The sequence below is a fragment of the Staphylococcus sp. Ze2 genome (genome assembly GCF_048568365.1).
Taxonomy (GTDB): Bacteria; Bacillota; Bacilli; order Staphylococcales; family Staphylococcaceae; genus Staphylococcus; species Staphylococcus xylosus.
The window spans coordinates 2,749,522-2,770,868 of sequence record NZ_CP183486.1; the positions used below are offsets into that span (position 1 = coordinate 2,749,522).

The window sequence follows — 21,347 nt, forward strand, 5'->3', positions numbered from 1 at the left end:
CTAATAATCACATTAAAAAACCGGTACACATAATTATGTGACCGGTTATTAATATACTTCTTTGATTAATCATCAAATGCAAATAATGGTGTTGATAAGTAACGTTCACCATTACTTGGTAATACAGTGACAACTGTTTTGCCTGCACCTAGGCTTTTAGCTTTTTCAATAGCTGCGTGAATCGCCGCACCTGAAGAAATACCACATAAGATACCTTCTTCTTTAGCAACTTTACGTGCTGTTTCCATAGCTGTTTCATTACCTACTTGAATAATTTCATCGTAGATATTTTCATCTAAAGTATCAGGAATAAATCCTGCACCTAAACCTTGTAATTTATGAGGGCCAGGATTTCCACCACTTAACACTGGAGAATCTTCTGGTTCAATTGCCACAAGATTTATATCTGGGTACTTCTCTTTTAATACTTTGCCTGCACCACTTAATGTTCCACCTGTACCAACGCCAGCTAAGAACGAGTCAATTGTTTTACCTTCAAATTGTTCAACTAATTCTGGTCCAGTTGTTAATTCGTGTACACGAGGATTAGCTGGATTTTCAAATTGTTGTGGTTCAAAGTAACCAAACTCTTCTTTCAATTCTTTGGCTTTTTTGATTGCACCTTTCATTGCTTCTGAACCAGGTGTTAATACTAACTCTGCGCCGTATGCTTTTAACAAGTTACGACGTTCTTGACTCATCGTTTCAGGCATTGTAAATACAGCTTTATAGCCTTTAGCTGCACATACAAATGCTAAGCCAATACCAGTGTTTCCACTTGTTGGTTCAACGATTGTATCACCAGGTTTAATTTTGCCTTCTTTTTCAGCTTCTTCAATCATAGCTAATGCGATACGGTCTTTTACAGAACCGCCCGGATTTTGATACTCAAGTTTTACATAAACGTCTGCAGCACCTTCCTCTACAACGTTATTTAATTTAACTACAGGTGTGTTTCCAATCACTTGTACGATGTTATCTACTGGTTTATTTGACATAAGTATTACTCCTTTTCGTTAAAAAGTTTTCAAACCCTACTTTTTCTCTCGGATATACTTTTATTTTATCAGATTTTTCTGTAAATACAACAATAAAACCTTATTTATTTAATTTCCAAGATATTACAATATTAATATTACCCTTTTTACTTAATATTTTCTAATAATTCCTGTAATTCTTCCTCTGAATAAGTGTATTTACTTCTACAAAAATGACATTCTGCTTCTGCACCATGATCTACATCAATCATATTCTGAATTTCTGCTTCCCCTAAACCTTTAATTGCATTTAAAAATTTATCGTGACCACAGTTACATTCAAATTGTGCTGGAAGGTTTTCTAGTAATTGTACATTGTCTTCACCCAAAATTTCAAACAAAAGTTCTTCTGGTGATAAACCTTGATCAATCAGTTTAGATACTGGTGTCATATTATTAATGGCATTTTCTAGCTGATTAATCGTTTCATCTTCTGCGCCTGGCATTACTTGGATTAAAAATCCACCTGATGCTTTAATTGAATTATCCGGGTTCACAAGTACACCAAGACCTACTGAGGAAGGAACTTGTTCACTTTTAGCAAAATAGTATGTGAAATCGTCACCTAACTCACCTGAAACTATTGGGCTTGAACCTGAGAAATAATCTTTAAGTCCTACGTCTTTTACTACAGTTAATGATCCATTTGTGCCAACTGCTCTGCTAACATCTAATTTACCACTTTCATTTAATGGAAAATGTGTTTGAGCATTAGTGACATAACCTCTTACATTTCCTTTCGCATCAGCATCAGCAATAATTTTACCTATTGGGCCTTGACCATCTACTGTTACCGTTAACTTTTGTTCACCTTTCAACATAGCACCCATCATTAATGTTGCAGTCATTGTACGACCAAGTGCAGCTGATGCAGTTGGCCAAGTATAATGTCTTGTCTGCGCTTCTTGAACACTTTCAGTTGTCAAAGCACTGTATGCTCGAATTTGTCCTCCAAAAGCTAAAGCTTTAACTATATAATCATTAGTCATTGTTAAGATTACTCCTTTAATTTTAATTATTTTTTGTCATATATCGGCTCATTTTGTCAAATTTCCTTCTATTAACGCAATTTATTTTAATATTTCTTGATGAAAATTACTAACTATTTGTTTGACTAAACACTTTTTATAAAATAATAATCGCTTAAATAGTCATTTACAACTAAAAAAACTCCTTTCTACTATTCATATTGCTAGTAGAAAGAAGTTTTGGTTTTATTTCTTAGTTTCTATTGCTTGGGTCATTAGGATCACTTGGGTTGCTTGGTTTATCTATATTTGGTGATTGTTCATGACCTGTATCTTCTTTGTCTTTGTCGTCTTGCTGTTGTTGATCATCGTCATTGTTTTCTGATTGCTCTCGACGAACTTCATCGTATGATTTTCCGTATTTACCTTTTTCAAAATCATCATTTTCGTTTTCGACAACTTTTGCGCCATCGTAATCGACTTCAGGTAATACGCCGTCATAGAATAATGAACGTATCTGTTCAGCAACTAACGTCTCTTCAGTCAATAATGATTCAGCGATTAAATTCAACTGAGATTTGTGTTCTAGCAAGATATCTTTACAACGCTCATATTGTTCTTTAATAATACGTTGTACTTCTTTATCAATTTCGTAAGCAATTTGCCCTGAATATTCTGGATCACCTTGCATGTCTTTACCTAAGAACACTTGTCCATTACTACTACTTGAGAATTGAACCGTACCAAGTTTTTTACTCATACCATACTCAGTAACCATTTGACGTGCAATTTGCGTTGCGCGTTCAAAGTCATTAGATGCACCAGTGGATACTTCGTTAAAGTTAATATCCTCTGAAACACGTCCACCGAGTAAACCACAAATTTTATCTAGTAATTCTGGTTCCGTCATTAAGAAACGATCTTGTTTTGGTAACATCATTGCATAACCACCGGCTTGACCACGAGGGACAATAGTAACTTTGTGAACCACTTCAGCTTCATCAAGTACCATACCTATTATCGTATGACCCGCTTCGTGGTGTGCTACAATGTTACGTTCTTTATCAGAAATAACACGAGATTTCTTAGCAGGACCTGCAATAACGCGGTCAGTTGCTTCTTCTATATCACGCATATCGATTTTTTTCTTACCTTCACGTACAGCAACAAGTGATGCTTCATTTAATAAGTTTTCTAAATCGGCACCTGAGAAACCAGGAGTTCTTTGAGAAATTGCTTTCAAATCAACTGTTTCATCAAGTGGTTTATTCTTAGCATGCACATGTAATATCGCTTCACGACCCTTAACATCTGGACGGCCTACTTGAATCTGTCTATCAAAACGACCTGGGCGTAATAATGCTGGGTCTAAAATATCAGGACGGTTAGTCGCAGCTATCATAATGATACCTTCGTTTTCACCAAATCCATCCATTTCAACTAATAATTGGTTCAATGTTTGTTCACGCTCATCATGGCCACCGCCAACACCTGCGCCACGTTGGCGTCCAACTGCATCTATTTCATCAATAAAAATGATACAAGGCGCATTTTTCTTAGCGTTTTCAAATAAATCACGTACACGGCTTGCACCGACACCAACAAACATCTCTACGAAGTCTGAACCACTGATTGAGAAGAATGGTGTACCTGCTTCACCGGCAACTGCACGCGCAAGTAATGTTTTACCTGTACCAGGAGGACCTACTAATAGGACACCTTTTGGTATTCTTGAACCCATTTGTTTAAATTGTTTATTGTCTTTTAAGAAATCGACAATTTCAATTAATTCTTGTTTTTCCTCATCAGCCCCAGCTACATCTGAGAAGCGTACGCGTTTCTTTTGACTGTCGTACATTTTTGCTTTGGATTTACCAAAGTTCATCATACGGCCGCCACCGCCGCCGCCACCTTGTGCTTGGCTTAGGAAGAAAATGAATAATAACGCAATAATTAATACAGGAATTAATGTTGTTAATATACTTACAAATACGCTTTGTTTTTCTTCTTCTTTAACTGTAAATTTTAATCCATCTTGATTTTGTGCTGCGTTTGTTATTTTTTCAAGCTCTTTATCGTTGTTATATAAAATTGTTGAAGAATAGTCTTCATCATTTTTTGTTTTACCACTTACCATATATACATTTTGTTCAGGCTGGATTTCAAGTGATTTCAAATCACCTTTTTCTAGCTGTTTCACAAATTGGTTATATGTAAGTTGTTTTGGCATATTCCCATTTCCATTTAAAAACGAAAACAGACCAAAAATAATAACGCCAATGATTGCGATAACTAGCACGTTACGAAAGGCTTTCTGCATGCGTCGTTTCCTCCTACTTCAATAATAAAACTAACAAAAATTGTAACATAATGCATGAGTTCAAGGCTAGTATTTCAACTTTTGTACTACGTTTACAATTTCAGACGCTTTATCTTAATTTTTATTTCTTTTTTTGCTTTTAATTATATTTAAATTGCATTACATATTAACAAACCACCATAAATTTATGTATCCAATACTTACAAGAATTTATTTAATTAGTGTCTATTCTATTTACTCATATAAAACGACTTAGACTTACATTATATAATAATTTCCTAGTCGAATAAATTGTATTGCTTATTTCGAATAAATTTCTGGTTTAAGTGTACCGATATATGGTAAATTTCTATAGTTTTCAGCATAGTCCAAACCATAGCCAACCACAAATTCATCAGGAATTTTCTTACCAACATATTTAGCTTCGATATTGGCTTTACGACGGTTAGGTTTATCAAGCAATGTTACTATTTCAAGCGAATTCACACGACGAGATTCTAGTAATTCAGTAATTGATTTTAAAGTCGTTCCAGTTTCCAAGATATCTTCTATAATCAAGATGTCTTTATTTTCAATTGAAGAACTTAAATCTTTCAAGATTTGAACCTCTCCTGTAGATTCTGTTCCTCCGTGGTAACTTGAAACATCCATGAAATCTATCGCTAAATGTGTATCAATATGTTTAATTAAGTCTGCCATAAACATTACTGATCCCTTTAATATGCCGATACAAACAAGGGGTTTCCCTTTATAAGCTGCTGTAATTTGTTCACCTAAATCTTTACATATTTGATGAATATCTTCCTCTGATAACAATACTTCCTTTAAATCATCTCTCATTTTTTCATTCCTCTCCCATATCTCGTATACAAATTAAGTCTTTGTATTTACTCTTTAAAAATAATGTTCCAATAGCAATAATTTCATTATCAGCATTAACTATGATTGGCATTTGGTCACGTTCTTGTTGCTCAATTTTATTATCAATCAACAATCTGCTAACCTTTTTATGCCCTTTTGTTCCATTTAATTCAAATTTATCACCATCGTTTCTTGTACGAACTACTAGTGGAAATTCAACTGTAGGAAGATCGTTATTAATGTCAATACTATAGTGACTATAGTTGTAAGTCCCTGATTGATTCATCTTAGTCGGAGAAAGTTTCACGTCATCATTTGCCATTATTATAAATTTATCATAAGAAATGTAAATTATCCATTTATCTGTTGTATATAATGTAGATTGTGCTATATTTTCATCCATGACTTGAAACCATTGATTATAAGTTTTTTCTGTTAAAGAATCGTGCATTGGTAGACTAGCAAGCAATTTATCTAATATGCCCATTTTCACGCTACGTCGCAATTGTGAAAATTGCTTTCTAGAAAAACGGTATTGGGCGTTACTAATTTCAACACTATTTTCTATAAAAGCATTAGCCTCGCTCTCAATGACTAACCTTTGTTCGTCATGCCACTCTTTTAGTTTTAATAACTGCTTAGTCTCTAAGTGTTTATTCAGCTCTATTTCAGGTAATATGCGATTTCGAATGTCATTTCTTACATAATGATTTTCTGCATTAGTTTCATCTTCATAAAAAGGGACGTTGTAAGTTTGTTGATAATTTCGAATTTCCATTTTAGTCGTTGTCAACAGTGGTTTACATATATCGTAGCAACCTCGAGTTGTTAAATAAGACATCCCTAGACTACTTCTAGTAGAACGGCCAGTCATTAACCTATAAAAAATGGTTTCTAACTGATCATCTAGATGATGGGCTGTGAGTAGTACATCTGCATTTAAATCCTTCATCATTAAATCAAACCAACGATACCGTTCAATTCTAGCCTCATTTTCTATACTATTACCTTTTTCAACAATATTAGATAAATCTAATTGTTTAACATGTAGTGCAATGTCATGGTCAATACAATATTGCTTGAGAAATAATTCTTCTTCATCGGCAATCGATCTAATATTATGATTCACATGCAAACAGGTTAATTGGGCGTATGTATCTTGCAAGTTTGTAATAAGTTGATGCAATAACACCATGCTATCTATACCAGTTGATACAGCCAATACGATGTGCTTATCTGAAGACCAACCTTCAATATTAACTTCCATGCAAACCATCTCCTTACTTGTAGACATACATTAAACACACTAGCATAAAATTATAATGTACTAATTTTTAACAAAAAAGAGACTGTTTCCTCAAGTAAGAAAACAGTCTTAGATTGTTACGATCAAACTTAATATTGGAATAAATGATTTCACTTTGTCCTCAATGAATCAAGTTAGGTATATGCGGAACAGTCTCATTATATATTTTTAGCGTCTAGCGCCTTTTCCGCCACGTCTAGATTCTGTTTGACGTTTGATGGAAGTTAATTTATCTTCACTATCTTTCAAGAAATTTGTTAATTTCTTTTCAAAGTCTTCACCTTTTGGTTGAGGTTGTTTGTGATTAGGTTTACTTTGCGGTCTACGCGGGCGATCTTTTGCTTTTTTAATAGATAAACTAATTTTTCCATCATCAGCAATTGAAAGCACTTTAACTTCGACTTCATCTCCAACAGATAAGTGGTCTTCTACATTTTCCACGTAATTATCTGCAACTTCACTTATGTGAACTAAGCCACTCTTTCCTTCTGGAAGTTCGACAAAAGCGCCAAACTTTTTAATTCCAGTGACTTTACCTTTAAGCTTGTTTCCTACTTCGATTGACATATTGTAAATAAATCCTCCCGATTTGTTTCGATTTTAACCTTATTATATGCCTGTTTGCATAAATTAACAATGGTATTATGATGCAAAAAAATTTTTTTCGTTATTTATCCTCTTTCGATGATTTCGATTTGGATTCAGACTTGTCACCTGGCAACTTGAAAATTACTTCCCCATCATTACTTAAATAATAATCATCTCTCGCTATTTTCTCTATATAACTTTTATCATTAAGATTATTAAGTTGTTCTTTTAATGCAAGTTCTTCATCTTGTTGCTTTTGATATTTTTGTTCTTTTTGTTGGCGTTCTACAGCATCTTCTTGATTACTTTGTTTTTGAGTGACAAGCATTACGCATAAAATAATTATAATAGCGAGTAAAATACCGCCGAATAAAGTAATACGTTTACGAACTACACGTCTTCTCATTTTTTGTTTCTGTTTCTTCTTGTTTTCTGAAGAAGTGAATGTATTACCTATGTTTTCTACTTTTTTACTCAATGCTTGTCACCTCCTCTATTATTAAGATTCACCAATTTTTTCTTCTTTTACAATTTCATACATGCCTTTAGCATTTTCTTTTGTTGCATGTTCGCTTAAACCAGTCACATTTATAGTTATAATTTTCTGACCAAAACGAATTACAAGTTCGTCTGTAACTTTAACGTCTGTGCCAGCTTTTGCAACTGAACCATTTACTGTAATTCTTCCTTGATCACTTATCTCTTTTGCTAATGTACGGCGTTTCACCAATCTTGATACTTTAAGATATTTATCAAGTCTCATGATTTATCTCCTCCTCGCTCTAAAAATTGTTTCAAATCAGCTTCGTTTAACGACATATTTTTGGTTATATCATACAACTTCATAAAATACTCTGCAAACACTTTTTCGAATTTCACACGTTGTACTTTACCTTCTTCAGCTTTAGCATTGGCCCATATATGTTTTAAATCTTCTTCTGACTCTGCTTGTGCTTCTCCAAATATATGTGGGTGTCTGTGTATCATCTTACTTGTTAAGCTTTGTACTACTTCATTTATATCAAAAAAGCCTTCTTTTTTACCAATACTTGTATGCAAGAGTACTTGTAATAGTATATCACCTAGTTCTTCTATAATATGCCAATCATCTTCATTATCTATGGCTTCAAATAGCTCAAATGATTCTTCTAATAAATACCTTTTTAGTGTATTGTGTGTTTGCACTTTGTCCCATGGACAACCATTTTCATCATCAACCAGTTTATCAATAATACTTGTCGCGTAATAAAAATCACCGTAGTAAGCAGTTTCGTTATCTACCTTTTTAATAAATACACTTGTTACATTACTGAATATCATAGCGTGATGGTCTAATTCATACAAAGGCGTTTCAATAACTTTTGCCCCACTACTCTTAGCGCCATCTACAATATAAACGACTTGTTCATCATCATAACGCTCCATCAATGTCACTTTTAAATCTCCAGCTGTCATCGGACTATACACTTGTGTTATTAGCGTGTGCGTACGTATGTTCAATTGCTGACTAGTAAGTGACGTAGCATCAAGCAAAGTAAAACCATCATTAGGGTCTACTTTTACCGCTTCGAACACATCATCTATAAAACTTTTACCACCCAATATTTCAACTTGTATATTGTCATGTTGTTGTGCATATGCTTCTAATTTTACAGTTGTTGTTTCTGCTACGCGAGGATGGCCTGGCACCGTATAAACGATATCATCTTGCTGTGCTGCTTCAATTAATTGCATCACAATAGTTTGGTAGACGTCATCAAATGCTTGATTTTCTTCATAAACATGATCAAAACTTTGGAATTTCATACCTTCGTTAGTCAATGCTTGAATTACTGGATGCTCCAAAGTTCTAGTATATGCTATAGGCTTATTTTTTAAAAATTTGTATATACCTAATGGTAAATCGTCGATTCCATAGTTGCCTAGTCCAACAATCGTTATCTTCCCTGTCATTATCTTTTCCCTCTCTTTATATGGTATAACTTATCACCAAATGGTAAATGTTTTAATTCTCTATAACTTAACAAGTTGGTGCGCACAATAGCAACAATAATCACGATGGCGCCAACACCTGCTGCGATTAATAATTCTATTAAGCCAATTATTCGTCCATGTTCAGGAATCAGCCACATTGTAATTTGAACTGCTAATGAAAGAATAAGCATTGTGATGATTAACTTAATAACATATTTACGCATACTCTGGAAAAGATAATATTTTAATACGTGTTTGTGTAATACAATTGTAAATAAAACGAGTGATATCACAGTACTTAGACTACTACCTAACATTAATAGTTGCGGTATCAATACTATATTTAGTATCGTTTTACTTACAACCCCCACGCTAAACGCCAACAACACAGGACGCACTTTATTTTTCACTTGTAATAGAGCGATATCCATCATAATGAGTGACACACAAATAACGGTTAACATATAAACGGCTAGCGTTATCGTTTGGCTATCATTTTTAAAAAACACGCTATTCATAGTAGGCATTAAATTAATTAAACCAATGCCCGCCGAGACGCTAAACAAGATCGTGATTTTAATAGAAGCATTCGCGTATCTATTGGTAAGCACCTTATTCTCAACTTTTATTGCGTCCGTTAACAAAGGAATTAGTACAAAGCAAAACGTCGTTGTTACGATTAATCCCATTTGAATAAAAGATGCCCCACGATCATAGACGCCTTTTTGGGAAGTCGCTTGTTGAAAATTCAAACCTGTACTTTGCAGCATGTGAAGTACTGTAAAACTGTCCACTACCTGCCAAACAATTACAATCAATTGGCTTACAGCAAAGACAAGTATAGCTAAGACTAGTTTGCGCCATTCTACAAATGACTTTTGCGCTGCTTCATATGACTTATTTTGTGAGTCTCTGAATGGTTTGCGTATTACAAGAAAGAGGCTCGATGCTAAAAATCCAAATGCTGAACCGATAATCGCTATTGTTCCCGCAGCATAAAGTGACCATTGCTGTGTCATAAATAAAACAATTGCCAAAATGATGATAGCAACACGTACAAATTGCTCGATTACCTGGGAAATAGCTGGCACATTCATATTTCTCTGTGCTTGATAATAACCTCTAAACACACCTAAAATGCCGATAAATAAGAAGCTAAAACTTGCTGCTCTAAGCATAGGCGTTAGGCTAATATCACCCATTAACAATGCAACCCACTTCGCACAAAACAGCAGAAGCAAGAAAAAGACTGTGCTTATGAGTTGTATACGCATCATTACATGAATGTATTGCTTAAAATCTCCTTCTGAACCAAATATCTGGGTAACTGCACTAGGTATTGCATTCATCGTTAAAATAACCCCTAATGCTACGATCGGATAAACTTGCTGATATGCATATAACCCTTCATCCCCCAAAATATTTTGATAAGGTACACGGTAAATTGCACTTAATACTTTGACAACTATAAGAGCCAAAGTGAGTACGACCACTCCATTAAAAGCAGTCGACTTGTCTATCTTAGCTTTCATCAGAGATAACCATACTTTCTTCTAAACATTTTGCTAGGAATTTCAAATTATCAAACCAAGTACTTGTTTTATTTAATGTCACTTTCATTTTACCATCTTGAACGCCTACTTTCATTGAGCGTCCTAATGGTTGAGTTTGTTTAAATAATGTTTCGCCATTAATGTCTGTCGTACCCTTTTTAGATAAATAAATTTCTACTTTTTTACCAACATCCTTGATCAAGGTTACACCAGCATGCAATGCATGTACTTTAATTTCCATCATTTCTAGAAGTCTTTCAACTTCAACAGGATAATCATTAAAGCGGTCAATTAACTCATCTTTAACGTCCATTAGTTGTGCTTCCGTCTCAATTTTACGTAATTTCTTATAAATTTCTATTTTAGCCTGCTCATTTTGAATGTACTCTGCTGGTAAGTATGCATCTATGTTAAGTTCAATCTCAACTTCTGGAGCGTCTTGTTTTTCATCTGTCACGCCGCGTTTTTCATTTACCGCTTCTTCTAGCATTTGAGAATATAAGTCAAAGCCTACTGAATCTATAAAGCCATGTTGTTGTTTACCTAATAAATTACCAGCACCACGAATGTTTAAATCACGCATCGCAATTTTGAAACCTGAACCTAATTCAGTAAATTCTTTAATTGCTTGTAAACGATCTTCGGCAGTTTCAGAAAGTACTTTATTCGTAGGATGTAAGAAGTACGCATAGCCAATACGGCTTGAACGACCTACACGACCTCTTAATTGATAAAGTTGACTTAATCCAAAGCGGTCAGCATCTTCTATAATTAAAGTATTCGCATTTGGAACATCTACGCCCGTTTCAATAATAGTCGTAGTAACAATGATGTCATATTCATGATTGATAAAACTTAGCATTGTTTCTTCTAAGTCCCTTTCATTCATTTGTCCATGTGCAACACCTATGTTGGCATCTGGCATAAGCATTTGTAATTGCTCTCTTTTCTCATAAATAGACTGCACTTTATTGTATAAATAAAACACCTGACCATCTCTTGATAATTCTCTTTCTAATGCTTCTTTAATAAAATTAGTGTTCTGCTCTAATACGTATGTTTGCACTGGAAAACGGTTCTCTGGTGGTGTTTCAATAACAGATAAATCACGCACGCCTAGCATACTCATGTGCAAAGTACGTGGGATTGGTGTAGCTGTTAATGTAAGCACATCCACATTATTTTTTAAAGATTTGATTCGTTCTTTATGTCGTACACCAAATCGTTGTTCTTCATCTACAATAAGTAATCCCAAATCTTTATAATGAATATCTTTCCCCAATAATTTATGTGTACCTACAATAATATCGACAAAACCTGATTCCAAACCTTCTTTAGTTTTTTTAATTTCTTTTGCAGTTCTAAACCTACTAATTAACTGTACTTCTATTGGGAAGTCTTGCATGCGTTCGATTAATGTTTCATAGTGCTGTTGTGCTAATATAGTTGTCGGTACTAAAAAGGCAACTTGTTTACCTTCCATTACTGCTTTAAACGCTGCTCTTACAGCAACCTCAGTCTTACCGTAACCAACATCTCCACACAGCAATCTATCCATAGGACGTTCAATTTCCATATCCTTTTTAATCTCTTCAATCGACTTACTTTGGTCAGGAGTAAGCTCATAAGGAAAGTCAATTTCAAAATCATTTTGTTCAGCTGTATCCGGACCAAATTGATAACCAACAGACATTTCACGTGCTTTATATAATTCTATTAATTCATCTGCCATATCTTCAACACTTTGTTGAACTTTCGCTTTGGTTTTTTTCCACTCTGTGCCACCAAGTTTATTTAACCTAGGCGTTTTATCTTCTGATGCCACGTATTTTTGAACTTGGTCCATTTGGTCTACAGGTACGAATAATTGATCTGTCCCTTTATATTGAAGTTTAATATAATCTTTATGTACACCACCAACTTCTAGCGTCTCTACACCTAGGTATCTGCCTACCCCGTGATGAACATGTACAATATAATCACCTACTTTTAAATCTTGATAAGATTTAATTTTTTCGGCGTTTGTTAAAGTTTTTTGTTGTTTCGGTTTTTTCTTTTGTTTTGATTTAAATAATTCTCTCTCTGTGACAACAACTAATTGCATATACGGCAATTCAAAGCCTTCTGATAAACTACCTTCAGTAATAATCGCGCTTCCACCTTCATTGCGGTGTGTAGGCGTATCAATAAATGTTGGTATATGCATTTCATTGAGCATTGATTGTATACGTTCTTTTTTGACTTCTGTTTCAGCAAGTACAACAACCGTATAATCATTTTGAATAAATCGTTGGAATTCTGAACGCATAATATCGTATTGTCCATAAAACTGTTGCACAGGCTTACATGAAAATTTAATAATTTCGTTTAACTCAACAGACATTGTCGCTGTAAATAATGTGAAATATGTCACCGGATATGACTTTAGTTGGTTTTCAAAAGCATCGTATTGCAAGAAGCTTTGATCAATAAATCCTTTACCGCTTTCAATCAAATTTTGCATAAACTCATCCGCTTCTGAAATAAGTGCCGTTTCAGTTTCTTTAATTCTGTTATATTCATCTACCGCTACAATTGCGTCATCTTTAAAGTAATCGATAATTGTAGTAGGCTGTTGATACATAAAAGCGACAAGACGGCGTAATACTTGATGATCAAACATAGATGATTCGAATAACTGAAAGCTTTCATACGTTTCTTTTAATTCATTACGGACCGCTTTATCAATTTTTGGTCTTGTATATTCATATGCTTCTTTGAGTTTTTGCTTTGTGTGATTAAGCACATCTTCTGTTATTATATAATCGCTCGCAGTAGTGATGTTTACCTCTTCAACGTTTTCCTGTGATCTTTGGGTTTCTACATCAAAATCACGAATTGAATCTACTTCTGTATCAAAAAGTTCAATTCTAACCGGACTACCAATTAGTGGATAAATATCAATAATACCGCCTCGTAAAGAAAACTCGCCTATATGAGAAACAACACTTTCTCTACGATAACCCATATTAACTAACTTATTTAAGAAATCATCAATATCTATATCGTCCCCTACACTCAATGTTAATTGATGTGATTTCCACATTTCTACAGGGGTCAACCATTTCTTCAGTCCGTTAAGCGGGACAATAAATAAACCTCTCTTTTCTTGAGCAAGCGCCGTTAATGTGCGCACACGTTCACTCATAAATTGAGGGCTTTGTGTTGAAAATTCTTCTGTCATAATATCTTGCATTGGGTACTTGTAAATATCTTGTTCTTCCACAAACTGCGTTAAATCACTTTCTAATTTATCTGCTTGATAAAGATTGTTTGTTACAATTAGTAATTGTTTAGAACTATTCAAATATTTTTCAGCGATTATCGTTGCTTTAGCAGCCCCCGATAAACCCGTAACCAGCACCTGCTCTTTTCCAAATACTTCGTTTAATTCCTGATAACGTTTATCTTCATTTATATATTCTGTAATTATTGATTTCAATTGATTTCACCATTATATTCATTCATCACACGATCAAACCGATCACTTTCTATGTAGGCTTCAATTGCACGTGCAGAATGTTCTATTACTTTATTCATTGTTTCCATTTCTTGTTTTGAAAATTTTTGCAATACGTAATCTACGATAGACATCCCATTTGAAGGTCTGTCTACACCAATTCTAATACGTTTAAATTGATCAGTGCCTAACACTTGGATAATTGATTTCATACCATTATGTCCACCAGCACTTCCTTTTTGTCTTAAACGGATCTCACCTTGCGGCAAGTCTAAATCATCATATAAAACGACTAAATCATCAATATCTATGTCGTAATATTTCATTAATGGACCTACTGCCTCACCAGATAAATTCATCATCGTCATTGGTTCAATAAACATTACTTTTTCGCCTGCAAATCGTTCTATCGTGTATGCGCCTTTAAACTTCTGTTTATCTAAACTGAATTTATTCTGTTCTAACATATAGTCAATTACTTCAAATCCAATATTATGTTTTGTTTGTTCAAAGCGTTTACCAATATTGCCTAAACCTACAATACACTTCATTATGTTACCTCCAATAGTTGTCTTTCTTCATCTAATTTATATTCGAGTTCTATTATTTATTATTCTTATCATTTTTTATCGTATCATTCACTATAATAACATAAAAAAGCACCTGCTTAACGTATTAAGCACGGTGCTTTTTATAAGATATGATAACGCTGACTTAATCAGCGTATGATGATAAAGTAATTACAAGCTGTGTCAGCTTATTATTTCTCTTCTGCATCACTTTCATCGTCTTTTTCTTCGCCAACAACAGCTGGTTCTTCAGTTTCTGAATCGCCTTCCATTGCTTCGATTTCTTCTTCAGTAGGTTCTTCAGTTGGAGGAACTACTGTTACAACTGAATCAGTTACTTCGTTTTCGATAGTGAATTCGCCTGAAATTTTGATGTCTTCTACTGAAAGCGTATCGTTAATTTCTAATTCAGTGATATCTACTTCGATTACTTCAGGAATATTATCTGGAGTAGCAGTAACTTCAAGGTTGAATAATGGTTGTTCAACAACGCCGCCTTCTTTAGCTCCAACAGCTTCGCCAACTAATTGAACTGGTACTTCAACAGTACGTTCTTCAGTCATATTGATAGCTAAGAAATCGATGTGAGTGATTTGGTTTTTAAGTGGGTCGAATTGGTAGTCTGAAACCATTACTTTAATAGTTTTAGAACCTACGCCTAATTCGATAACACCGTTACGTCCAACTTCACGGATAACTTTGATAAATTCTACTTCGTCTACTTTAACTGAAGTATTTTTAGTACCATAACCATATACGATTGCAGGTACTTTACCAGTGTTTCTTAATTTTTTAAGGTCTGAACGAGTTTGTTTACCTTGACGAATAATTGACTTTAATGCAGCCATATTATTTCCACCTTTCATATTTTGTTCTTATCTTTCATAATAAGAACCCCTCCACTTACCCATCAACATTACGTTGCTTGCAAGTGTTTATTAAGTCGTGATTTCACGAACGGAACAATTATATATCTATTTTACCAATTAGTCAAATAGCACACTAACAGATTCACGTTCATACACACGGATAATAGCTTGTGCTAATAAACCTGCTACAGACAATTCTTTCGTATTAGATGGTTTACGGCTTTCATCTAATTGAATTGAGTTCGTAACTACAAGTTCTTTTATTGCTGAATTTTCAATGCGTTCTTTTGCTGGGCCTGATAAAACAGGGTGAGTACAACATGCATAAACATCTTTAGCACCTTTATCTTTTAAGGCTTGTGCAGCTAAAGTAATCGTACCAGCTGTATCAATAATATCGTCTATAATAATAGCTGTACGACCATCGATTTCACCTACAATATTCATAACTTCAGCAACATTAGGTTTTGGACGACGTTTGTCTATGATGGCAATTGGTGTTTTCAATATATCTGCAAGTTTACGTGCTCTTGTTACCCCACCGTGGTCAGGTGAAACAACAACGCACTCTTCAAGGTCAATATCTGTCTGATTACTAAAATATTCTGCTAAGATCGGAACACCCATTAAGTGGTCAATTGGCATATCGAAGAATCCTTGGATTTGTGGCGCGTGTAAATCAAGTGCAATCATACGATCTGCGCCTGCTGTTTCAATTAAGTTCGCTACAAGTTTTGCTGTAATTGGTTCACGGCTACGTGCTTTTCTATCTTGGCGTGCATAGCCATAATATGGAACAACTATATTAATGTTCGCTGCTGATGCGCGTCTACAAGCATCAATCATGATTAACAATTCCATTAAATGTAAATTCACCGGATTTGATGTTGGTTGAATAATAAATACATCACAACCACGAATACTTTCTTCTATATTTATTTGAATTTCTCCATCGCTGAAACGTTTCACTGAACATTTACCTAGCTCAATTCCAACTTGGTCTGCAACTTCTTGGGCTAATGGTTCATTACCCTTTAAAGAAAATATTTTCAAAGCAGAATTCTTATACTCATTGTTTAACATTTATAGTCCTCCAATTAATTCTTTCAATTCGTTTTCCTTTGTAGACAAAACAAAACTTAAAGCGTTCAGCAATATAATCACATACTCTGGTTAACTTTCATACAATTACATTGATTTTAACAGTTTAAGCACGCTTGTCTAAATATATGCCTTTATTTTTTCAAATAACCCTCTTTGGTTGTTTGTCTAGCCCTAGCTAATGCCAAACTGTCTTGTGGTACATTATCCGTGATTGTGGAACCTGCCGCTATAAACGAACGGTCTCCTAATGTTATTGGTGCAACGAGATTTGTATTGCAACCAATAAATGAATCATTACCAATAATCGTCTTAAATTTATTGATACCATCATAGTTCACAGTTATTGAGCCACAACCTACATTTGTTCTTTCACCAATTTCAGCATCACCTATATAACTTAAGTGAGGTAGTTTAGCACCTGTTTTAACAACAGATTTCTTAACTTCAACAAAGTTACCTACTTTAACTTTTTCACCTAAGTCTGCACCAGGACGAAGCTGTGCAAACGGCCCAATATTAGTGTAATCACCAACAATCGCTTCATTGATTATAGATTGTTTTATTGTGACATTTGACCCTACTTTACTATTAGTTATTTCAGTATATTGACCAACGATTGTATCTTCTCCAATTACAGTGTTACCAACAAGTTTTACTCCTGGTTCAATGACTGTATCTTCTCCGATGATAACGTCAGCACCTATATATGTAGTTGCTGGGTCAATAATTGTTACGCCATTTTTCATGTGCTGTTCATTAGTGCGTTTCTTGAAAGCTTTTTCAGCTTCACTTAACATCACTCTATCATTAACACCCATAATTTCTTCAAAATCATCTGTGTGATAGATTTCAACGATACCCTCATCTTCTAAAATTAATGAAAGTACATCAGGCAAATAGTATTCTTTTTGCGCATTTTCGTTTTTCACTAACTCCAATTTTTCAAATAAAATTTGGTTATCAAATGCAAAAATACCTGAACTAATTTCATTAATTTGTCGCTCTGTCTCAGATGCATCTTTTTGCTCAACAATTTTAGTTAACCGTTGTGCCGAGTCGCGCAGGATACGTCCATAACCGAATGGATTTTCTGTAGTTGCTGATAAAACAGTAGCCTGTGCTTTGGTGTTCTCATGATGTTCTATCATTGATTTCAATGTTGTCGCAGTGATTAACGGTGTGTCTCCACATACTACTAACGTTGTACCTTGTTTATCTTTCAAATGCTCACTTGCCATCTTAACAGCATGTGCAGTGCCTAATTGTTCTTCTTGAAAACTGTAAAGCGATGCATCACCCAATGTCTCTTTGACATTTTGTGCACCATGCCCAACAATTGTAACAAGTTGTTCTACGCCTGATTGCTTAACGTTGTCAATGACATGTTCAATCATTGTTTTGCCTGCTACATCATGTAGTACTTTGTATTTCTTTGATTTCATACGCGTACCTTTTCCAGCCGCAAGTACTATTGCATGTCTTTGCATGTATGTTAACCCTCCATTAAAATATACACTTCTTACTTATTATAATTTAACGCTGGTCACACTTTCAAGGCTCAAAACATCAATGTTATATAATGGAAATATTTTTATTAAAAATATTAGAAATTTCTATGCATATATTTGTCATCTTTATTCAATTGAGTAAACGCTTTTATATTATCAAGTCGTAGTGTAATATACGAATGTATAATGGAAATATTGTTTTCTCATTTTGTTGTTATCATACACATATCCACCTATTTTTCATTATAATCTTCTAATTTATACCGTAGTAAAAAAGTATATTATTTATAATTATAAATAATATACTTTTTGTCACCTTTATACTTTCTCAATTAATTTTATTTTTTATTTCGAATTGACTTTGTAATATTAAAAAAGATTGGATTTCCGTTTATGCGAAAATCCAATCTTTTTTAATATTACTTAATTTCACTTTTTTTAATTTAAGCTTCTTCTTCTTCAGAATTATCTGATGACTGTGCATTTCTGTCAGGGATGACCTCATCAGTTTCTTCATACACTTTCATCACTGCATCTTGTATTTCTTGTCTCATTTCAGAGTTTATAGGATGCGCGATATCTCGGAATTCACCGTCTGGTGTACGTTTACTTGGCATTGCGACGAATAGACCTGTGTTGCCTTCAATCACTCGTAAATCATGTACTACAAATGATTCGTCTAAAGTAATTGAAACGAGCGCTTTCATTCTTCCATCTGTTTGTATTTTTCTAAGTCTTACATCTGTCACTTTCATGTAGTGAGCCCCCCTAGTATCTCTTTGTTTAGAAGCTTAACAATTTCATTAAAAATTATAAACCCTTACTTCACTTTCGCTATTAATTCGATTTCAACTTTAACATCTTTCGGCAATCTTGCCACTTCAACACAACTTCTCGCTGGTTGATGTTCATTAAAGTACTTGCCATAAACTTCATTTATATTTTGAAATTCATTCATATCAGCAATGAAAATAGTAGCTTTAATCACTGAATCTAAATCCGATCCAGCTTGGTCTAACACGACTTTTAAATTTTCTAGAACTTGTGTCGTTTGCTCTTTTACATCTTCACTGACAATTTCTCCATTTAAATTTAATGGAATTTGTCCTGAAGTGAATACAAGTCCATTTATTTCCGTTGCATGCGAGTATGGCCCTAACGCTTCGGGCGCCTTTTCCGTATTAATAACTTTCATGATGTCGAAATCGCTCCTTTAAGAAAATTTAGTTAAACTGTTGCCTTGTTCCACCTTAAATTCCTGATTGTATTCATCTACATCAGATAATCTAACTAAGGAAGTATAATCTTCAATTAATCTTTGCTTAACTTCTTTTGATTCTACTAGTACCGATACCCCTTTAACATGTGCTTTAAACTCATTCATCAAATTCATCACACCATTTATTGAACCACCTGCACGCATGAAATCGTCTACGACAAGCACATTGGAATTCTCAGGTAACGTTCTCTTTGATAGCACCATGGTCTCGATTTTTCGAGAAGAACCAGATACGTAATTTATAGAAACTGTAGAACCTTCAGTCACTTTATTATCTTTACGAATAACAACTACAGGTAAATTCAGTACATTCGCAACTGAATTTGCAAGTGAGATACCCTTAGTAGCAATCGTTACAATAGCATCTAACTCCTCATCCATATATAGCGTTGCTATTAATTTGCCAACCCGATTCAATAAAGTAGGATTCCCCATTAAATCAGATAAAAATAAATAACCACCAGGCAATAATCGTTCTTTCTCTTGCAAATGTTCTATCACTTCATCAATAACTTCTGTAGCTTCTGCTTTGCTCATCTCAGGTTTGTAGGTAACACCCCCACTAGCACCTGCAGTAGTAATTACTGTTCCAAGCTTTTCTTTTTGAAAAGTTGTTTTTATAATTTGAACATCTTCACTAATGGAAGACTTCGCTTGCTTAAATTTTTGTACAAAATACGTTAACGGTATCAACTTATTCGGATTGTTCATTAAATATTGAGTCATATAAACAATTCGTTCACTTCTTTTATAGCGCATTCGATTCATCCCTTCTCAATTAGCCTAATAGTCTTACAATGTGCACTTCATTACAACAACCGTTAACAGCATTGTATACGTGCTTTGCTTGTCGTTCTTTTCGTGTTAATCCATAAACAGTAGGTCCACTACCGCTCATAACAGCGCCATCTGCTCCGTTTTCTAGCATGTTGGCCTTTATTTTTAAAATTTCTGTATGCATCTTACCCGAGACAGGTTCCAATCGGTTTGACAGACTTTTACATAATAAGTCATAATCCTCTGCGATCAAGGCCGCTTCACATGCTTCAGTATGGACAGTGTAAGGTTGCTTTAGGTCCAGCTTTTTAAATATATCTGGAGAAGATATACCTAAATTAGGTTTAGCTACTACCACCCATGCAGAAGGTGGTTTATCTAAAAATTTAATAATTTCACCTTTACCTTTACATAATGCAGTTTTCCCTAGAATACAAAATGGAATATCTGTTCCAATCTGTATCCCCAACTCACATAGTTCTTTAAGCGGTCGATTTAAATTATATAATCGATTCATCCCTCTCATTGTTGCTGCAGCATCAGTAGACCCACCTGCCAAACCAGCCGAGACAGGAATATTTTTGTCTATAGTAATAGTTATACCTTGTTTCAAATTATAGGTCTTTTTCATTAATTCTGCAGCTTTATACGCTAAATTTTTGTTATCGGAGGGAACATAGGATTGTTCTACGTCAACAATTATCTTTTTGTCTTTACGTAGTTCAAATGACAATCTATCATTTAAATCAATTGTCGTCATTATCATTTCAACTTCATGAAAACCATCATCTCGTTTAAAGAGTGTGTCCAACGTCAAATTTATCTTCGCTGGTGCTGTTTCATATATCATATTCCCACCCTCTTCCAATTCGATATGGTAATAAAATGATTTTAACATATTGTTAACATTGCGTTGTTAGTTTTTTAAAACTTAATATTTTCTATTGCTACTTTATTAATAAAAAAACCGTTAAATGGACCAAATTAAAAATTTAAAAACATATTTCTTAACTTACTATTTTACAATATTATTTATTGTAGATAAAACTATTACCTACTCTTAAATGAAATAATATTAATATAATAAAAAAGGTATGCTAGCGTCATTACACTAACATACCTATTATTTAAATTC

The 21,347-nt window shown here is 34.1% G+C and carries 19 protein-coding genes; all 19 read right to left on the minus strand.

Translation table 11 applies throughout. The features are described 5' to 3' along the window. Window positions 1-65: 65 nt before the first annotated feature. Complete coding sequence (gene cysK, locus ACM591_RS13055; RefSeq protein ID WP_038678794.1) at window positions 66-998, minus strand: cysteine synthase A; 933 nt, start codon at window positions 996-998, stop codon at window positions 66-68. A gap of 146 nt (window positions 999-1,144) precedes the next feature. After that, window positions 1,145-2,026, minus strand: coding sequence for an Hsp33 family molecular chaperone HslO (hslO, locus tag ACM591_RS13060; RefSeq protein ID WP_029379218.1), 882 nt, complete (start codon window positions 2,024-2,026; stop codon window positions 1,145-1,147). A 232-nt stretch (window positions 2,027-2,258) separates the two neighbouring features. Further along, the gene (gene ftsH, locus ACM591_RS13065; protein WP_029379217.1) at window positions 2,259-4,325 is read right to left on the minus strand and encodes an ATP-dependent zinc metalloprotease FtsH; all 2,067 of its coding nucleotides are present in this window, start codon (window positions 4,323-4,325) and stop codon (window positions 2,259-2,261) included. Between the two features lie 300 nt (window positions 4,326-4,625). Continuing rightward, window positions 4,626-5,165, minus strand: coding sequence for a hypoxanthine phosphoribosyltransferase (hpt, locus tag ACM591_RS13070; RefSeq protein WP_029379216.1), 540 nt, complete (start codon window positions 5,163-5,165; stop codon window positions 4,626-4,628). Between the two features lie 4 nt (window positions 5,166-5,169). Continuing rightward, window positions 5,170-6,453 carry a tRNA lysidine(34) synthetase TilS gene (gene tilS, locus ACM591_RS13075; protein WP_326026262.1) on the minus strand — a complete coding sequence of 428 codons (1,284 nt, stop codon included), beginning with the start codon at window positions 6,451-6,453 and terminating at the stop codon, window positions 5,170-5,172. Window positions 6,454-6,660: 207 nt separating this feature from the next. Further along, window positions 6,661-7,059, minus strand: coding sequence for a S1 domain-containing RNA-binding protein (locus tag ACM591_RS13080; protein ID WP_017722020.1), 399 nt, complete (start codon window positions 7,057-7,059; stop codon window positions 6,661-6,663). A 100-nt stretch (window positions 7,060-7,159) separates the two neighbouring features. Beyond that, window positions 7,160-7,558, minus strand: coding sequence for a septum formation initiator family protein (locus ACM591_RS13085; protein WP_029379214.1), 399 nt, complete (start codon window positions 7,556-7,558; stop codon window positions 7,160-7,162). 21 nt (window positions 7,559-7,579) lie between these two features. Then, a complete protein-coding gene (locus ACM591_RS13090; RefSeq protein WP_029379213.1) occupies window positions 7,580-7,843 on the minus strand; it encodes an RNA-binding S4 domain-containing protein in 264 nt (87 codons plus the stop codon). Next, complete coding sequence (locus ACM591_RS13095; RefSeq protein WP_038678797.1) at window positions 7,840-9,033, minus strand: MazG nucleotide pyrophosphohydrolase domain-containing protein; 1,194 nt, start codon at window positions 9,031-9,033, stop codon at window positions 7,840-7,842. Before ACM591_RS13095 ends, ACM591_RS13090 begins: the two co-directional genes overlap by 4 nt. Further along, entirely contained in the window at window positions 9,033-10,586 is a 1,554-nt protein-coding gene (locus tag ACM591_RS13100) for a polysaccharide biosynthesis protein (protein WP_326026962.1), read from the minus strand. Before ACM591_RS13100 ends, ACM591_RS13095 begins: the two co-directional genes overlap by 1 nt. Then, window positions 10,576-14,088, minus strand: a complete 3,513-nt coding sequence (gene mfd, locus ACM591_RS13105; protein WP_326026961.1) for a transcription-repair coupling factor — start codon at window positions 14,086-14,088, stop codon at window positions 10,576-10,578. The genes ACM591_RS13100 and mfd overlap by 11 nt, the downstream gene beginning before the upstream one ends. Next, a complete protein-coding gene (pth, locus tag ACM591_RS13110; RefSeq protein WP_029379209.1) occupies window positions 14,085-14,657 on the minus strand; it encodes an aminoacyl-tRNA hydrolase in 573 nt (190 codons plus the stop codon). Before pth ends, mfd begins: the two co-directional genes overlap by 4 nt. A 209-nt stretch (window positions 14,658-14,866) precedes the next feature. Further along, window positions 14,867-15,523 carry a 50S ribosomal protein L25/general stress protein Ctc gene (locus ACM591_RS13115; protein WP_029379208.1) on the minus strand — a complete coding sequence of 219 codons (657 nt, stop codon included), beginning with the start codon at window positions 15,521-15,523 and terminating at the stop codon, window positions 14,867-14,869. A 138-nt stretch (window positions 15,524-15,661) separates the two neighbouring features. Continuing rightward, window positions 15,662-16,627, minus strand: coding sequence for a ribose-phosphate diphosphokinase (locus ACM591_RS13120; RefSeq protein ID WP_029379207.1), 966 nt, complete (start codon window positions 16,625-16,627; stop codon window positions 15,662-15,664). A 152-nt stretch (window positions 16,628-16,779) separates the two neighbouring features. Further along, complete coding sequence (gene glmU / locus ACM591_RS13125) at window positions 16,780-18,135, minus strand: bifunctional UDP-N-acetylglucosamine diphosphorylase/glucosamine-1-phosphate N-acetyltransferase GlmU (RefSeq protein WP_099265874.1); 1,356 nt, start codon at window positions 18,133-18,135, stop codon at window positions 16,780-16,782. A 464-nt stretch (window positions 18,136-18,599) separates the two neighbouring features. Then, complete coding sequence (gene spoVG / locus ACM591_RS13130) at window positions 18,600-18,911, minus strand: septation regulator SpoVG (RefSeq protein ID WP_029379205.1); 312 nt, start codon at window positions 18,909-18,911, stop codon at window positions 18,600-18,602. A 65-nt stretch (window positions 18,912-18,976) separates the two neighbouring features. Continuing rightward, window positions 18,977-19,351 carry a RidA family protein gene (locus tag ACM591_RS13135; RefSeq protein WP_029379204.1) on the minus strand — a complete coding sequence of 125 codons (375 nt, stop codon included), beginning with the start codon at window positions 19,349-19,351 and terminating at the stop codon, window positions 18,977-18,979. An 18-nt stretch (window positions 19,352-19,369) separates the two neighbouring features. Next, on the minus strand, window positions 19,370-20,194 hold the full coding sequence (purR, locus tag ACM591_RS13140; RefSeq protein ID WP_017722007.1) for a pur operon repressor: 825 nt from the start codon (window positions 20,192-20,194) through the stop codon (window positions 19,370-19,372). A gap of 19 nt (window positions 20,195-20,213) precedes the next feature. Further along, window positions 20,214-21,062, minus strand: a complete 849-nt coding sequence (ispE, locus tag ACM591_RS13145; RefSeq protein ID WP_069796888.1) for a 4-(cytidine 5'-diphospho)-2-C-methyl-D-erythritol kinase — start codon at window positions 21,060-21,062, stop codon at window positions 20,214-20,216. Window positions 21,063-21,347 lie beyond the last annotated feature (285 nt).

Bases quoted from the DNA above. Each gene is read 5' to 3' on its own strand.
- cysK (WP_038678794.1), bottom strand. From the start codon at position 998: ATGTCAAATAAACCAGTAGATAACATCGTACAAGTGATTGGAAACACA.
- hslO (WP_029379218.1), bottom strand. From the start codon at position 2,026: ATGACTAATGATTATATAGTTAAAGCTTTAGCTTTTGGAGGACAAATT.
- ftsH (WP_029379217.1), bottom strand. From the start codon at position 4,325: ATGCAGAAAGCCTTTCGTAACGTGCTAGTTATCGCAATCATTGGCGTT.
- hpt (WP_029379216.1), bottom strand. From the start codon at position 5,165: ATGAGAGATGATTTAAAGGAAGTATTGTTATCAGAGGAAGATATTCAT.
- tilS (WP_326026262.1), bottom strand. From the start codon at position 6,453: ATGGAAGTTAATATTGAAGGTTGGTCTTCAGATAAGCACATCGTATTG.
- ACM591_RS13080 (WP_017722020.1), bottom strand. From the start codon at position 7,059: ATGTCAATCGAAGTAGGAAACAAGCTTAAAGGTAAAGTCACTGGAATT.
- ACM591_RS13090 (WP_029379213.1), bottom strand. From the start codon at position 7,843: ATGAGACTTGATAAATATCTTAAAGTATCAAGATTGGTGAAACGCCGT.
- ACM591_RS13095 (WP_038678797.1), bottom strand. From the start codon at position 9,033: ATGACAGGGAAGATAACGATTGTTGGACTAGGCAACTATGGAATCGAC.
- ACM591_RS13100 (WP_326026962.1), bottom strand. From the start codon at position 10,586: ATGAAAGCTAAGATAGACAAGTCGACTGCTTTTAATGGAGTGGTCGTA.
- pth (WP_029379209.1), bottom strand. From the start codon at position 14,657: ATGAAGTGTATTGTAGGTTTAGGCAATATTGGTAAACGCTTTGAACAA.
- ACM591_RS13115 (WP_029379208.1), bottom strand. From the start codon at position 15,523: ATGGCTGCATTAAAGTCAATTATTCGTCAAGGTAAACAAACTCGTTCA.
- ACM591_RS13120 (WP_029379207.1), bottom strand. From the start codon at position 16,627: ATGTTAAACAATGAGTATAAGAATTCTGCTTTGAAAATATTTTCTTTA.
- glmU (WP_099265874.1), bottom strand. From the start codon at position 18,135: ATGCAAAGACATGCAATAGTACTTGCGGCTGGAAAAGGTACGCGTATG.
- spoVG (WP_029379205.1), bottom strand. From the start codon at position 18,911: ATGAAAGTGACAGATGTAAGACTTAGAAAAATACAAACAGATGGAAGA.
- ACM591_RS13135 (WP_029379204.1), bottom strand. From the start codon at position 19,351: ATGAAAGTTATTAATACGGAAAAGGCGCCCGAAGCGTTAGGGCCATAC.
- purR (WP_017722007.1), bottom strand. From the start codon at position 20,194: ATGCGCTATAAAAGAAGTGAACGAATTGTTTATATGACTCAATATTTA.
- ispE (WP_069796888.1), bottom strand. From the start codon at position 21,062: ATGATATATGAAACAGCACCAGCGAAGATAAATTTGACGTTGGACACA.